This is a genomic window from Nostocoides sp. (assembly GCF_037045025.1).
Classification (GTDB): Bacteria; Actinomycetota; Actinomycetes; order Actinomycetales; family Dermatophilaceae; genus Nostocoides_A.
The window spans coordinates 14,640-29,593 of the sequence record NZ_JBAOHM010000007.1 but is presented as its reverse complement, the minus strand read 5'-3'; the positions used below and the strand labels follow the sequence as shown (position 1 = coordinate 29,593).

The following is a 14,954-nucleotide window of genomic DNA, read 5'->3' as shown; positions in this document are numbered from 1 at the left end:
TCGCTGGCTGAGTTCGTATGCCGCACACCGTTGCCGTCACCGGCGCCTCCGGCCTGATCGGGTCGGCGCTGGTGACGGCGCTGCGTGCGCGCGGCGACCGTGCGATCGCCCTGGTGCGCCGAGCGGCATACGGACCGGACGAGCGCTCGTGGGACCCGGCCAGCGGGACGCTGGACCCGGCGGTGCTCGACGGGGTCGATGCCGTCGTCAACCTCGCCGGCGTCGGGGTCGGCGACAAGCGATGGACCACCGCGCACAAACGAGAGATCCTGCGCTCGCGAGTCAACGCGACGCAGGCCGTGGCGAGCGGCATCCAGGCGAGTGGGCGGGCAATCCGCCTCGTGAACGGTTCGGCGGTCGGCTACTACGGTCATCGCGGGGAGGAGTTGCTCACCGAGGACCGCGGGCCCGGAGTCGGGTTCCTCAGTGAGGTCGTCCAGGCCTGGGAGGGCGCGGTGCAGTCGATCCTCGGCGGTGACCCGGGAGCGCAGTCGCTGCCCGACGGTGACCCTGCGGCGCAGTCCGTGCTCAACGGTGCCGCAGCGGCGCAGTCGCTGCCCGACGGCCGTCCGGGTGGGGGCGTGAGCGTGGCGTTCGCGCGGACCGGCATCGTCGCCAGCGCCGGTGGTGGCGCCTTTGCCCCACTGATCCGGCTGACCCGATTCGGCCTGGGCGGCCCGATCGGTCGGGGCCGGTTCTTCTGGCCGTTGATCTCTCTCGCCGACGAGGTCGACGCGCTGCTCTTCCTGATCGACCATCCCGAGATCACCGGCCCGGTCAACGTGGTCGGGCTTGAGCCTGCCCGGCAACGTGATGTCGCCGCCGCACTCGGTGCCGCCTTGCACCGCCCCGCGCGGCTGCCGGCTCCCCCGCCGGCTGTGCGGGTTGTCGTCGGTGAGTTCGCCGGCGAGATCACCGCCAGCCAGCGGGTGCTGCCGGCCCAGCTGGTGGAGGCGGGCTTTCAGCACCGGCATCGGGATCTGGAGGCCATTATTCGGTTCGCGACGCAGGCGGATTAGGTCTTGCGGCCATAATTCGCTTCGCGACGATGGCGGAGTAGCTCTGCGGCCGCGCCGTTCGCTTCCGGCGCCGGCACGGTCACGCAATCCGAACGAGCAGATGCGGGCGGACAGAGCCGGACGGACAGAGCCGGACGGACAGCTCCGAACCAGCAGGGCCGCACGGGCGGACGGGGATCTTGGACGAACGGTTGGGTCGAACTGTTGGGTCGCGACGGCCGCTGACCGTGGGCGCGGCCGAGGTCCGAAGGGCAGGCGCCTAGACCGAAGTTACGGCTGGTTGACGTGGCGAACCCCCTGCTGGGCAGGGGGTTCGCTGGTTTGGGTGTTGGTGGTTCTGTCTACTTGCCGTTGATGGTTAGGGGGATGGGGGCGTTTAGGAGGGCGAAGGTGTGGCGTTGGGTGGGGGTGGGTTCGGCCAGGGTGGGCACGAGGGGTGTGGTGTGGTCGGTGCCGTAGCGCAGGTCGTTGCGGGTCAGGGTGGCGAGGTGTTTGAGCAGGGCCGGGAAGGACCGCACGGGCTGGTCGTGGTCGTCGGTGTGTCGGGAGGCTTTGCGGTCCGCGGCTGGGGAGCGGTGGGCGGGGGCGACCGGGTCGGCGGGTGTTGGCGGGTGTTCGTCGGTGTAGGTCAGGGGGGCTAGGGTGGCGCGTAGGTGCCAGGTCAGGTAGGCGGCGAGCATCACAATCAGGACGTGGGCGCGGACGCGGTCTTCGAGGCGGTGGTAGATCGGGCGCAGGTCGAGGTCGGTGGCTTTGATGCTGCGGAAGTCGCGTTCGACGTGGGCGAGGTTTTTGTAGGCCTGGACGATGCTGGCGGGGGTGAGGGTCTCGGCGGGCGTTGGGGTGCGTAGCACGTAGATGCCGTCGAGGGCGGCTTCGGCGGCGATCTGGCTGGTTTTGCGGGTGATCACCACGGTGGTGTCGGTGATGGTCAGGTCGAAGTGTTTGGCCATCCGGTATTTGTTGAGGAGTTTGCCGACCCGCAGGCCGATCGTGTCGGCGCCGGCTAGCCGGCCCTCGGCCACTGCTCGCTGGGTGGGGGCCAGGGCGGTTTCGGTGGCGGTGAGCAGGTCCTCGCGTTTGCGGGCGCGTTCGGTGGCCAGGAACGGGTTGCGGCAGGCGATCAGCCGTTCCCCGGGGTAGTCGGGGTGGCTGATTTCGGCCAGGTTGTGTTCATCGAACAGGGTTGGTTGAAGCGGGCCGCCCTCGGCGGCAAGGGTTTTGATCGCGGGGGCGCGGAGCGCGGTGATCCAGCCGAGGTCGGCTCGGGTGGCCGGGTCGGTGTTGGTGTGGCGGATCGCGGTGATCCGGGCGGTGGTGATCATGCCGCGGTCGCCGACCATGACCATCTCGGTGAGTTTGAAGGTGTCCCGCACCAGGGTGACGGCCTCGATGAACGCGGTGGGGTCGGCGGTGTTGCCGGGGAAGACCCGGATCGCGACCGGGCGACCGGCCGGGTCGGTCAGCAGCCCGTACTCGATCTGGGTGCGGTTCTTCTTCCCGTCGCGGGAGTAGCCGCGCCGGGCCAGTGGGCAGTGGCTGCCTTCCATCCACGAGGACGATAGGTCGAACAGCGCCATCCGGGCGGGGTTGGCGTCGGCGGCCAGGTGGCGCCGGGCCAGCTGCTTCTCGATCGCGTCCTGGCGCCCGAGTAGCCAGTCCATCGCCGCGTAGACCTCGTCGGTGGAGGCACCGGCCAGGTCGAGGTCGACGCCCAGGGTGGTGTCGGCCCACCAGGAGATGGTCGCCAGCTTCGAGCCGGGTGCCAGCACTCGGGCGATGATCAGCCCCATCGCCAGGTCCCGGGCCCGCCCGGGCGGCCCGAGTAGCCCGGGTAGGCCCAGGGCCCGGGCTTGGGCCCACACCGCGGCCACATGCCCGTGCGGCAGGGAGCGGGTGATGGTGGCGGCCTGGTCGGCCGGGATGAACGCCTGCCCGGCCAGGCAGGCCCGGATCACCTCGATCAGCTCGGCCGGCAGGTGGGAGAGGTTCGCGACCGTCTCGTTGCGCACCTTGCCGTTCTCCCGCCAGGAACGCCGCAACAGGTGGGTCTCGTAGTCCCGGGCCACCCCGTCCTTACCAACATAGTGACGACGGTGCGTGGTCACATGAACCGCTCCACCACGTTTCGCCATACCGCCAAAATATCACACCGTGCCGGATCGATCGATCCACTTTAGTGACGACACACCGAGGGGTTAGAAGCCGCATCACTGCAGGTCAAAACGGGGATCAGCCCTCAAACCACTCGCAACTTCGGCCTAGAGTGCGCGAGGCTGAGGCACGGGTGACGACGGGGGACCACCACCACGATCGCCGTCTGGTCGGCTCCAGGGACCGACCATGGCGGCGCCGAGTGGTTGGTGCTGTCGGCGGCGGACGGCGGTTCGAGGGGGGTTGTCGGTGGCAGGTGGGAGACTGGTAACCAGCGTCAGAGGCACTGGCAGGGAGCACGTCGTCAGGGGGACGAGGTGAGTGACGGGGGACGAAACCGCCGACTCGCTGAACCGGCCCGCCCGGCTTGTCTCCGTTCAAGCCGCCAACCAGGTCACTGGAATCCGCAGAAACAGCAACCAAAAATCGGAACTCTCTGCGTAATTTCCCTGCGTATCTACTTGATATCCGCTACGAACAGGAATAGTATTAAACATGGCTGAGCGGCAGGCAGGACAGCAAACCGAGCGGGAGGCGCTCCCGTTCGCTGACTGTCTGACCCTGCTTGGCCAGGCGCGGGAAGTGTTGGCTGGGGTGCGGGATGTGACCTGGCAGGCCGGCGGCGCCGACCTGGCCGAGGCGCTCGGGGTGTTGGGCGAGGTGGCGTTGATCGCCGACGCCGCCGAGGTCGCGGTGATGGCCGAGGTCCTCCAACGGGGGGAGCATTCCAGCGGGGAGTGCCCGTTGCCGCCGCATGAGTATGTCAGTGCCTATTCCCGGCGGTACCCGACCGGGCGGTCGGCGGCGAACCTGGTCAAACTCGCCACCGGGGTCAAGGACACCGACCGTGCACGCCCCGCACCGGCTGCCACCCCTGCACCGGATGCCGCCGAGGACACCGCGGCTTGCGAGGCCACTAATGCCGCTGACGCGGCTGAGACGGGCGTGGTTGGGGCCGGGAGTGCGGACGGCGCAGGTGCCGAGGGCGGTAGCGCGGAGGGCGCCGGGAACGATGGTGGTGGCATGGGTGCGGCGTTCGGGATCCGCACGGCATCCGGGAAGCGACTGCCGGAGTGTCTGGCGCACGCGGTGTTGTCCGGGGCCGCGCCGGTGGGGGCGGCCGCGGCCGCGGTGGCCGAGATGACCCGCCTGATCCCCGACCTCGAACCCGACGCCATCGAGGTGGTCTGGCAGGGCTATACCGACCTGGCCGCCGCCGGTGATGTCGCCGAGGTCCGCAAACTGCGGCCCGCGCTGCTGGCGAAGTACGGCCGCGCCAGCGACAACGAACGCGACGAGACCGCCGCCCGGGCCCGGGCCTACCTGTCCGCCGGCCACACCAGCGCCGGCCCGCTGACCGAATACCGCCTCGGCCTAGACCCCGAAGCCGCGGCGCTGCTCGAAGCCGCGCTGGACCCGTTAACCAAACCCGTGCCCGGACCCGACGGCGCCCCCGACCCCCGCTCGGTCGCCACCCGCCGCGCGCACGCCCTGAGCGAGCTGATCGCCCGGGCGGTCGGCGCCGACCCCAAAACCCCCTCCCGCGGCAGCAGCCACACCACGATCATCATCCCCGCCGACGACCTGGCCGACGAGACCGGCACCGCCACTACCATGGGCGGGCTGGACGCCGGCCGGTTCCTCACCCCACTGACCGCCCGCCGGCTGTCCTGTATCGGCTGGCTCACTCCCGTGATCCTCGACGGCGCTGGCAACCCCGTCCTGATCGGGCGGACAAAACGGCTATTCACCACCGAACAAATCCTCGCCCTGATGGTCCGCGACCGCGGCTGCACCTTCCCCGGCTGCACCCGGCCCGCCGGCTGGACTGACGCCCACCATCTGATCCACTGGATCGACGGCGGGGCCACCGACCTCGACAACGCCGCCCTGCTCTGCAGCTACCACCACCACATCGTCCACTCCCGCCGCCTGGCCGGCCGGGTCACCACCGGACCCCCCGGAACCGACGACGAAGACCGCCACCGCGTGACCTGGGATCTGACCCCAGGCAGCTACACTCACCTCCTGCGCGAACGCGGACCCACCACCACCGTCGCCTGACAGCCAAGCTGGCCCCCATGGATCCAATCACGGGGGTCGCGGCTGAGCGCCCCTTGTCACGTCAAGCAGATGAGCGGATGATGGGAGCGTGAACAATCCACTGGTCCCGAGTCGGGACACGACAGGACACGACGATGGACATGTGGATCTGTTCAAATCCCAAGTGCATCCACGCGGTTGAGGCGCCAGCGAAGCCTGACGACCATTGTTCTGGTTTCGAGATGGTTCGCGCGCAGGAGTTGCAGAACCCGCCTCAGCCGGAGCCGACATCCTGACTCCGAGAGGCAATGTCCACAAGTAGAACTCCGTAGACCCGAGCGCTAGTGATCGCCGCCCTATACGAGAACAGCACCCCGGCAGAGCCGATGACTGCCATGACGATGACATCGCCCAGGTCTCCCCAGACCGCAAGTGCACCTGCGAACGTCAAGCCCATCGCAACCATGGCCAGGGCCCCGTAAAGATCGAGCCGATTGCGATATTGGTCGTGGCGGCTCCGAACGCTCGGCGTCAAGTTGTCGTATTGCCGAAGGACCAGGGTCCTCACCTGTGGGTCGTTCGTTCGATCCTCCCAAGCACGAAGGACGTTTCCGAGTTTTGTGGGTAGGCATCTGCCTGCCGCGGGGTGGTCTTCCAGGTGCCACTCGACAAGTGTGAGCCGGCGCAGCAGTTCGTGCGGCGCGAAGCGACGCCAGTGGGTCTGTGTCGCAGCCAACGCCTCGGCTTTCGTCACGTCGCTCTTGAGCGAAGGCCCGCCCAGGATCGTTCCTTCCAGGTAGGCCGTCACGGCGCGAAGGCGCCCTGGATCGACGGCAAAGCGGTCCGGGCCGGGATTCACCAGCGCCTGACGAACATGTGGCTCGGCCGCTCCAAAAGCTAGCCTCAGGATCTCTTGTCTCTCTTCCCGAAGCCCTCGCGCCCTGGTCTCTGCCTTGGTGGTCCAGGCCGCGGCAAGCTGACGCAGCGGCCACTGCATGCCCCAGTATCCTTCAAACAACTGGATCGCGTTGAAGGAGAACGCCTGAGTAAGCATGGTCGCGATCACCACGCCAGCGAAGAGCAACAGCGCACCTCCCACGCTGATCCTGGCCAACGGTTGGACGGCCACACTGGCGGAATACCCCAGGTTGCCTCGGCTCGCCTTGTGCGCGCTCCCGAGGGCGAATATCCACGATAGCCCGAGCACCATCAATGCCGAGGGCAGCCATGCGCTCAACGACAGTTGGTTCAGCACCCGCGCTAGGAATTGCGAAAGCGTCTCCCCCGCCGCATCGACGCCTGCTGCAGGAGCGAGTTTTGGGGGGTGGTCGATCGTCACGGGTCAATCAAAGCGCCATCATCGTGTTCCTCGCATCGCACGCGCCGAGAACTCGGGACACAGCATTGCCCAGGCTATGCGCTCACCACCCGCTCGACCTGCCACCGCTCCCCGGACCAATGGACGAGGAGCCGCACCCGCTCCCCCTTGGCGGCCGGCCGGCGAGTCGGCTTGGCGCCGGTCTCGATCGAATAGGCCGGCACATCCATGCGGAGGTCGAGCAGGACGCGGTCGTCGTCATGATCGCGGGCGCGGGCGGAGCGGACGACGAACGCCAGCCCCTCATACCGCACGCCGTCGGCGCGTGCCTGCCGGATGCCCGAGAAGTCTGCCCGCGCGGCCGGGGAGCCGGGGGCGTTCAGCAGGGCCGCCGCGTCCAAATCGAGGTCGGACCAGGCGCGGCGCCGCAGGTCGGCGAGCGCCTGGGCGAGTTCGCGCGTCGCCGTCACCGGGCTCGCGGGATCCTCGATCGCCGTCGCCGGCGCTCTGCGCTCCGTATGCCGTGCTTCCGCACTGGATTCGCCGCCGCGGGTCGCCGCCCGCTCACTGACGCCCATGCTCGGAGCCGGTGTCGAGGTTTGCGAGGCTGGCGACGTGGGCGCGGCCACCGGCGCGTCGCCTTCTCCCCCGGTCACCGCCCGCACCCCCACGAGCAGTAATAGCGCCGCGACGAGCGCGAGGACCGCTCCCCCAGCGGGGGCCGACACGACCCCCCTGACCCGAGCCTTCGCAGTTGCTGCGGCTCCGGCGCGCCCGGTCCTCACGCGCGTTCGGCCCCCGGTGTCGTCTCGCCTGGTCGAGCTCTCCTCACCCGCCCGCTTACGCCAGCGCCCCATCGGCAACAACCGCGCCCGTCCCGGTCCGGCGGGCGTCGAGCGCGACCGAGCGCCAGAGCGGGACGACCGCGTTGCCCGCGGCACATCCGCGGAGGACGACCTCACGCCGGCGCGCGAAGACGAACGCCCGCGACCGTTGCCGTCGGCTCGCGCCGCCCTCGCAGCCGGCGTGCGTGGATCCACGGCCCCGCGCTGCTTGGTGCGGCTGGTCGCGTGCCGACCAGTGCCGAGGCGATCTGTCGCCGCGGTTCCTGCGCCGGGGAGCAAGCCGCGCAGACGTCGGCCGGTGCCCGTGACCGCCGACTTCGGGCCGACCCACCGGTGATCCGGCCCGTCGATATCAAAATCGCGCCGATCGCCGGCCAGGGCGCGCAGGCGTCCCGCGAGGTCGTTTCCGACGGCCAGCAGCAGCCGTGGCGGCACCACCAGATCCTCCGGTGCCGCGGAGCTGGTTGCGGCATCCGCCACGGCTTGCACGTCAAGACCCTCCGGCGGCTGGAGTGCGAGTCGCGAGAGCGTCGCCGCCATCGCGCCCGGCGCGTCCTGGATTGTGTCCCGCCCCAAGGCCACAACCGGGTCGGAGTGCGGCCCTCCTGTCTTCGCTCCCACATTCTCGCGCGTGCCCGCCTGCGGCTCGCCAGCGTCCGGTGGGTTTGCCATCCCCTCTCGGTTTCCAGCAGCCACAGGACCGGCCGGAGCAGCGTCCGCCAGGTCCGCAGTCGGCGGCCCCCCGGTCAGCGCCAGGACGCCCAGGCGGGCCAAGGCCACAGCGTCACTGCGGCAGCTCGCCTCGACGCCGATCACCTCGGCGACGCCGACATCGCTCACCCACACCCGCAGCTCGCGGTCGATGATGACGGTGCTCAGGGCGAGCCTGCCATGTGCCGCTACCTGGCCGTCACCGTTGCGCAGCGCGGCCGCGATGTCGCCACACAGCCCGGCCACCTGGCCCGGTCGCAGGCTGCCCGCCTCGGCCAGCAGGTCAACCAGCAACACGCCCCCGGGATCGTCATAGACCAGCGCGACTGAAATCTCGCCGCCCGCCGCCGTCCCGCTTCGCGACACCGGCACAAGCTCAAGAACCGGCAGTATGCCGCGCCCCAAGGACTCGTCAGCCGGTGGGCCGCTCCCCCGCATCGGCCCACCGGCAGCCATACCCCCGCGCGGTCCCGAGCGGGCGCCAGGCGAGCAGCGCTCGACCACCCGAATCCACACGGGGTGCCCGCCCCCAGAGGTGGCCTGCCCGCGATACCAGGCGCCCACCTCGTCGCTGTCGCACCGCTCGTCCAGCCGATAGCCCGCAACCTCCGGAAACCCTGACCGGCTTGACATCTCCACCGCCTCCTCGGAACGCGTGCACATCCACTGTGGCGCACATCGGCGATCGGCGCAGAAAGTTATCCACAGGCTCCCTCTCGCCCCGGCACCCCCCGGCACCCACGGCCGGAACGACGCGTCTGCCAGCGCATCCCACCAGGCCAAGGCCCACCGGGTCGAGCCTCCCCACGACGCGCGTGCGGCCCCGCCCGGTCCGGCGACCAACGGTGAGTTCCATAAGACGCTCGCACGGCTGCTCGTTTCGCCGTTGATAACAACATGTCAACAATCCATCCGCGCTCGTTGCCCTGCCGAAGGCGAACAGGCGACAATGAACAATTGCTCTAGATCGACGCAAATGCTGGTCATGTAACGATGACGCGAGGGGTGAAGGCTACGTGCCGAAAGTGCGAGCACTGTTGGTTGTGGTCGGTTTGGCCCTCTCGGCCGCCGCGTGCTCCGGCGGGGACAGCACGTCCAGTTCCGGCCCACAGACGGTAACGGTCACCGAGTCGAGCTCGCCGAGCCCGTCAGCGTCAGATTCCAGCCTCACCACCTCCACGTCGACACTCGACCCAACCACGGAAACGACATCCGGTCCTCCGGAAACCGACACCCCCGGCGACGGCTCATCGAGCCCTTCTGCCCTCGATCCCACGGAAATCGGGAGCCGGTTCCTGACGCTGGCAGACGTATTCTCGGCGACTGGAGAATGGAAAGACGATCGCTTTGACATCGCCACGACAAACCAGGTCAAGGGCATGGGTGTCGACGTCGTTAACTGTGGTGACAATGGCACTTACACCCGGTCTTTGGAACTCAGGCTCGCCAACAAGTTCAGGGACCTACGCTTTAAGGCCGGACAAGCAAATGACTCACCGTCATCGGCCCAAACCCTACAAGTCGCCGTTATTGGCAATAATGAACAACTAGAAGTTCAGCGGGTCCAATTCAACGAGACACACGAATTCAGAGTCGATGAGGCTTATTCACGTTGGGGAATGTAATACAATCGCGACATTCTGATCGGAGCGCCTGACAAAGCGACAGCCCGCTCCAAGAGAAGATTTGGTTTCCACACTCAAACCTCCAGATCGGACTGTCGCGAATGTATTCTTCCACCGGTTACACCAGGGGCCAGATCGACCGTCTGGTCGTCCTGATCCGCGACCTGGAGAACGCGGGATATTCGCTGGCCTACCCGCCGTCGCTGGGATTACGGAAGTCGATCATCATCACCCTGACCTATTTGCGGCGAAACCACACCCAAGACGACCTGGCCGACCGGTACGCCACCTCCCAGCCCACGATCTCGCGGACGATCGCCGCGATGACCCCGGTGCTGGCCGACGCCACCGCCGACTGGATCCCGGTCGCGGACGACCTCGACCCCGAGGTCGTGCTGATCATCGACGGAACTCTGCTCCCGTGCTGGTCCTGGGCCGATGTTCCCGACCTCTACTCCGGCAAACACCACACCACCGGTGTCAACGTCCAGGTCGCCGCCACCTTGTCGGGTCGCCTGCTGTGGGTCTCCGATCCCCTTCCCGGGTCCACCCACGACCTGACCGCCCTGCGCGCCAGCGGCCTCCTGGACGGCGACCGTGACGCCACGATCATCGCGGACAAAGGCTACATCGGCGCCGGCCTGATTACCCCCATCAAAAAGCCACCCAAGGGAGAACTCACCGACGACCGGAAACAATTCAACAAAGAACTCAACGCGATCCGCGCCACCATCGAACGAACCATCGCCCACCTGAAAACCTGGCGGATCCTCCACACCGACTACCGGCGGCCTTACCACACATTCGCTCAAACCATCACCGCTGTCCTCGGGCTACAATTCCTGAAACTAGCCTCGTGAATAAGCCTCGATGTATCCGGAGTAAACGCACTCGTGCTCCGCGCCTATCTCGATGAGACGGTGGAGAACTGCACGAGCCTTGGCCAAGTAATTGCCGTGCTCTACGACATGCAATTGAGCTGACCGGGCTGAGGCACGTCGTGATTCAAGGCGAGACTGGCCCACGCGCCGGCCAATCAGCCGAGGGTTCACCCTGATGGGCGCGGTCATTCTCGGCCTGGTTGCTGGGGCAGTGGTCGGCGTGCTGACCGGACTGCTGGCGAATCAGATCCGCGTGGCGAAGACCGGTAGAAATGCGTTGATGATCGCCTGTGGGATCGTGGCCGCCATCGCGGTGGGAGCGTATGCCACCGCGAAGACGACCGGGCCGGGTAATACCCCTAATCACCAACCTTCGGCGACGAGCAGCAGTGGTTCCGCGTCACCGATGTCCTCAGCGCAGACCTCGGGGAATAGCGGCGCAGCCGGAGAAGATGCCCCCGGCTGCTACGCACCCGATCAATCGCCGGTCGCGTGTGTCGTTGAGCATGACAGTGAGGTGTTCCAGGCCACGACGTGCGACGCGGCGGAACTGATCACATACATGGGCGGGGATCCCGGAATTGAAGTCCTCGCCCCCCTCCCAACGCTCACCCAAGCAGAACCAGGGTCGTGCCGCGCATCGGACCTTTCCGAGTCGCAGCGGACCACTTCGCTTGCTCGCTTCTTGGACACAAGCCGAGGCTCGACGATTCGCGTTTGCCGGAACTCACAACCCCGTGACTCCTTTGGGTGCGATCGACCGCATGAAGCCGAGCTCATCTATTCTCAGGCAGACGACGTCGACTGTGCCGCTGCTTTCCAAGAATACGCCCTCACGCCATTTGCCAGGTTCGACCGCGAACTGAAGCTCACCAAAGAGACGCAAGAAGCGCGCGTCCAATGTTGGGTCGGCGTCCGGGGGACCAATCTGCTCTCGACGTCCCTCCGGAAACTGAGGGATCAATCGCTCCCACTAGCGGACTAATCGCCACATCTCACGGCTAACGAACGCCCCGGAGCGTCCCCCGGTAGGACCGGTCTGGAGAGCACGCGAACGGCGACCTCGTCGAGGACGGCCTCGGACGCGGCATACGGCTGCGCCGGTCGCGGCCAGGTGACGACCACATCGGTGAATCCCAGCTGCGTGGCGCGCCCGAGCGCATCCTCGAAGCACCCGATGCTCTGCAGCGGGTAGTCCGGCGCCGAGTCGAGGCCCAGATAGCGCGGCAACGGCCGCACCCGGGATTGTCGCGCCACCTCGGCGTCGGCCCGGCGCGCCGCCTCGCCGACCGCGGCCCACCAGGCCGTCTCGTCGTCGGCCTTCGCGCCATAGGTCACCCACCCGTCGCCGCGCTCAACCGCGAGCCGTATGCCGCGCGGCCCGTTCGCGGCGACGAGCAGCGGCACGCCGCTGCTCGCCTCATCGTTGACCGGGCCCGGCTGGCTGCCTGCGCTCGTGGCCGCGAAGTAGGAACCGGACCAGGTCACGCCGTCCCGGCGCAGCAGCTCATCGAGCAACTCGGTGAACTCGCGGAACCGGGCCGTGCGCTGGCCCAGGGCCACCGACGTTCCGGTCACGACGGCATCCACATCGCCACCCGCGCCGACGCCGAGCAGGAAGCGGCCGACCGAGATGTCGTGCAGCGCCAGGATCTCCCGGATGAACTGGACGGGATGGTGGTTGTTCGGCGAGGAGACGAAGGTGCCCAACTGGATGCGGCTGGTCGCCGTCGCGGCAGCGGCGAGGGTGGGCATCGCGGCATACCAGGGCCAGTGCGGCAGGCGCGACCACGTCATGTGGTCATAGGTCCAGGCGTGGTCGAAGCCGTAGTCCTCGGCGTGCTGCCACATCCGCCTCGCCACCGCCCAGGGGTGCTCGGGGAGGATGCAGACGCCGACGCGTGGGCGAGGCGTCGCGGCCATCACCCGGCCGGCCGCCATCTCGCCGGTCTCACCGGCGCGCCGGATCGGTGGCCGGCCGCGACCCATCCGCCGGGCCGTCCGCCGATGCCGCGGCATCCGCCGGTTCGTCGGCGCCGGCCGGTTCGTCGGCGCCAGCCAGGTCGCCCGCTTCCGGGTCCGGCCCGTCCTCGGACCCGAACTCATCCCATTCCGGCTCCTCCTGGTCGGGATCGCTCGGTCGCCAGATCCGCGGGCCGATGTCATAGGCCAGCGCCGGCACCAACAGCGACCGCACGACCAGGGTGTCGAGCAGGACACCGAAGGCCACGATGAAGGCGATCTGCACGAGGAAGAGCAGCGGCAACACCCCGAGTGCAGAGAAGGTGGCCGCCAGCACGATGCCGGCCGAGGTGATCACCCCGCCGGTGACGGCCAGACCGACGAGGATCGCCTGCCGGGTTCCCCGTTCGGGCGTTTCCTCCCGCACCCGGGTCATCAAAAAGATCGAATAGTCGATGCCCAGCGCGACGAGGAAGACAAACCCGTACAGCGGCGTGGCCGGGTCGGAGTTGGGGAAGTCGAAGAGGTGGTTGAACGCGACCGCCGCCACCCCGATCGTCGCGGCGAAGGAGAGCACATTGGCCGCGACCAACAACACCGGCGCGACGATGGAGCGCAGCAGCACGGTGAGCACGACGAAGATCACGAGCAGAATCGCCGGGACGATCACCCGCAGGTCCCGGTCGGTCGCCTCGCGCACATCGAGGTTGGTCGCGGTTTGCCCGCCGACGAGGACCGTCCGGTCGATCGTGTCGAAGTCGCTGCGCAGCCGCTCGACGACCGCGACCGCCGCGGGCGAGTCGACCGGGTCGGTCAGCGTCGCCTGGACGAGCATCGCCCCGTCCACCGCCTCCGGCTTAGCGCCCTTGGCCACGCCGGCGAACGGATCGGTGACCCCGTCCTCCTTCTTGAGCGCGGCGAGTACCGCGTCGGTGTCCTCCTCGGGGGCGAGGATCTGCACCGGAGAACCGGCGCCTGCCGGATAGTGCCGCTCCAGGGCTCGGGTCGCGGTGACCGACTCGACCTTGTTCAAGAACAACTCGTCGGTGGAGGCGCCGTCGGCGCGGAAGGTCGGCAAGAACGCGGCCGCGAGCAGCAGCGCGCCGGCGGTGATCACCCAGGTGCGGCGGGGGTGCGTGCCGACCAGGCGGGCGACCCGGCCCCATACCCCGTGCCGCTGCAGCTTGTCGACGTCGTGGACGTGGTCGACCCGCGGAATCGCCGGCCAGAACACCCGGCGCCCAAGCAGCAGCAACACCGCGGGAAGGAACGTCAGCGACGCCAGCATCGCCCCGGCGATGCCGAGCGCCCCGACCGGCCCCAGCCCGGCGGTGCTGCCCAGCCGGGACAACAGCAGGCAGAGCAGGCCGAGGATGACGGTGGCGCCGCTGGCGAGGATCGGTGGCGCCGCCCCCCGCCAGGCGACGCGGATCGCCGTCCACGACGACGGCGTGTCGTGCAACTCTTCCCGGTAGCGGGAAACCAACAGCAGCGCGTAGTCGGTTGCGGCCCCGACGACGAGGATGAACAAGATCCCCTGGGATTGGCCCGACAACTTGATCACGCCGTGTTTGGCGAGCGGGAAGATCACCATCGCGGCGACGCCTAGGCCCAGCACCGCCGAAAAGAGCACCGCCAGCGGCAACAGCGGGCTGCGATAGACGACCAGCAGGATCACCAAGACGACGGCCAGGGCGACCAGGAGCAGCAGCCCGTCGATGCCTTCGAAGGCGGTGATGAAGTCGGCGAGCGTCCCGCCGGGGCCGCCGATCGACGTCTGCACCGTCGTCCCGGTGAAGACATCGCCGACGGCGCCGCGCATGGCGGTCGCGGCCTCATACAGCGGTGTGGTCCCGTTGATTGTATCGTCGGCCTTGTCGGCGTCGAGGTTGACGACGCCGAGCAGGGCCTTGCCGTCGGCGCTGGGGATCGGGCCGGTCGGCTCGCCGGATAGGTAATCCCCGAGTTTCGCGCGCGGGCCGAGTGCGGGCAGGGGGATGTCCGCCAGCGACTTCAGATAGGTCGCGGCGGCCACCTCGTCCGCGGTGGTCACCGCTTGCGGCGCCTCCATGACCACGAAGTAGGGCAGGTCATTGCGGGGATAGAACCGGGGCAACAGATCGGCGACGGCCGTGGACTCGGCCGATTGCGGCAAGAAGGAGGCGTTGTCGTTCTGCTGGACCTCGGACAGCCGCCCGACCAGCGGGCCACCGATGCTGCCCAGCAGCAGCCAGCCGAGGACCACCAGCAGGACCAGCCACCGTGGTCCACGGGCGCGGTCGGGGGGGCCGGGCTCCCCGCGTGGCCGCCGCCGGCGGCCTACATATCCGTTCATGTCCCGGCCAGACTAAGGCACCACTCGTCCTCCCCTGCCCGGCCGCCGCGCCGCGTTGTCC

At 68.4% G+C, this 14,954-nt stretch carries 10 protein-coding genes; 5 read left to right on the top strand and 5 right to left on the bottom strand.

Annotated features, from left to right (window positions below; genetic code table 11):
• Positions 1–17: 17 nt before the first annotated feature.
• Positions 18–1,019 carry an epimerase gene (locus V9G19_RS04735; RefSeq protein WP_462284343.1) on the top strand — a complete coding sequence of 334 codons (1,002 nt, stop codon included), beginning with the start codon at positions 18–20 and terminating at the stop codon, positions 1,017–1,019.
• 341 nt (positions 1,020–1,360) lie between these two features.
• On the opposite strand, the gene V9G19_RS04730 is transcribed toward V9G19_RS04735, so the two are convergent.
• Complete coding sequence (locus V9G19_RS04730) at positions 1,361–3,154, bottom strand: IS1634 family transposase (RefSeq protein ID WP_462284342.1); 1,794 nt, start codon at positions 3,152–3,154, stop codon at positions 1,361–1,363.
• Between the two features lie 514 nt (positions 3,155–3,668).
• On the opposite strand from V9G19_RS04730, the gene V9G19_RS04725 reads away from it, so the two are divergent.
• Positions 3,669–5,237, top strand: coding sequence for an HNH endonuclease signature motif containing protein (locus V9G19_RS04725; protein ID WP_462284341.1), 1,569 nt, complete (start codon positions 3,669–3,671; stop codon positions 5,235–5,237).
• A 253-nt stretch (positions 5,238–5,490) separates the two neighbouring features.
• On the opposite strand, the gene V9G19_RS04720 is transcribed toward V9G19_RS04725, so the two are convergent.
• On the bottom strand, positions 5,491–6,555 hold the full coding sequence (locus V9G19_RS04720; RefSeq protein WP_462284340.1) for a hypothetical protein: 1,065 nt from the start codon (positions 6,553–6,555) through the stop codon (positions 5,491–5,493).
• A gap of 74 nt (positions 6,556–6,629) precedes the next feature.
• Positions 6,630–8,723, bottom strand: a complete 2,094-nt coding sequence (locus tag V9G19_RS04715; RefSeq protein WP_462284339.1) for a hypothetical protein — start codon at positions 8,721–8,723, stop codon at positions 6,630–6,632.
• Positions 8,724–9,106: 383 nt separating this feature from the next.
• On the opposite strand from V9G19_RS04715, the gene V9G19_RS04710 reads away from it, so the two are divergent.
• From V9G19_RS04710 to V9G19_RS04700, 3 genes are all read left to right on the top strand, one after another.
• Positions 9,107–9,715 carry a hypothetical protein gene (locus V9G19_RS04710; RefSeq protein ID WP_462284338.1) on the top strand — a complete coding sequence of 203 codons (609 nt, stop codon included), beginning with the start codon at positions 9,107–9,109 and terminating at the stop codon, positions 9,713–9,715.
• 101 nt (positions 9,716–9,816) lie between these two features.
• Positions 9,817–10,575, top strand: a complete 759-nt coding sequence (locus V9G19_RS04705; RefSeq protein WP_462284337.1) for a transposase — start codon at positions 9,817–9,819, stop codon at positions 10,573–10,575.
• 196 nt (positions 10,576–10,771) lie between these two features.
• On the top strand, positions 10,772–11,581 hold the full coding sequence (locus tag V9G19_RS04700) for a hypothetical protein (protein WP_462284336.1): 810 nt from the start codon (positions 10,772–10,774) through the stop codon (positions 11,579–11,581).
• Here the strand turns inward: V9G19_RS04700 and V9G19_RS04695 are convergent.
• On the bottom strand, positions 11,578–12,585 hold the full coding sequence (locus V9G19_RS04695) for an LLM class flavin-dependent oxidoreductase (protein WP_462284335.1): 1,008 nt from the start codon (positions 12,583–12,585) through the stop codon (positions 11,578–11,580). The two genes, V9G19_RS04700 and V9G19_RS04695, sit on opposite strands and share 4 nt — an antisense overlap.
• Positions 12,548–14,893 carry an MMPL family transporter gene (locus V9G19_RS04690; RefSeq protein WP_462284334.1) on the bottom strand — a complete coding sequence of 782 codons (2,346 nt, stop codon included), beginning with the start codon at positions 14,891–14,893 and terminating at the stop codon, positions 12,548–12,550. The genes V9G19_RS04695 and V9G19_RS04690 overlap by 38 nt, the downstream gene beginning before the upstream one ends.
• Positions 14,894–14,954 lie beyond the last annotated feature (61 nt).

Bases quoted from the DNA above. Each gene is read 5' to 3' on its own strand.
- V9G19_RS04735 (WP_462284343.1), top strand. From the start codon at position 18: ATGCCGCACACCGTTGCCGTCACCGGCGCCTCCGGCCTGATCGGGTCG.
- V9G19_RS04730 (WP_462284342.1), bottom strand. From the start codon at position 3,154: ATGGCGAAACGTGGTGGAGCGGTTCATGTGACCACGCACCGTCGTCAC.
- V9G19_RS04725 (WP_462284341.1), top strand. From the start codon at position 3,669: ATGGCTGAGCGGCAGGCAGGACAGCAAACCGAGCGGGAGGCGCTCCCG.
- V9G19_RS04715 (WP_462284339.1), bottom strand. From the start codon at position 8,723: ATGTCAAGCCGGTCAGGGTTTCCGGAGGTTGCGGGCTATCGGCTGGAC.
- V9G19_RS04705 (WP_462284337.1), top strand. From the start codon at position 9,817: ATGTATTCTTCCACCGGTTACACCAGGGGCCAGATCGACCGTCTGGTC.
- V9G19_RS04700 (WP_462284336.1), top strand. From the start codon at position 10,772: ATGGGCGCGGTCATTCTCGGCCTGGTTGCTGGGGCAGTGGTCGGCGTG.
- V9G19_RS04695 (WP_462284335.1), bottom strand. From the start codon at position 12,585: ATGGGTCGCGGCCGGCCACCGATCCGGCGCGCCGGTGAGACCGGCGAG.
- V9G19_RS04690 (WP_462284334.1), bottom strand. From the start codon at position 14,893: ATGAACGGATATGTAGGCCGCCGGCGGCGGCCACGCGGGGAGCCCGGC.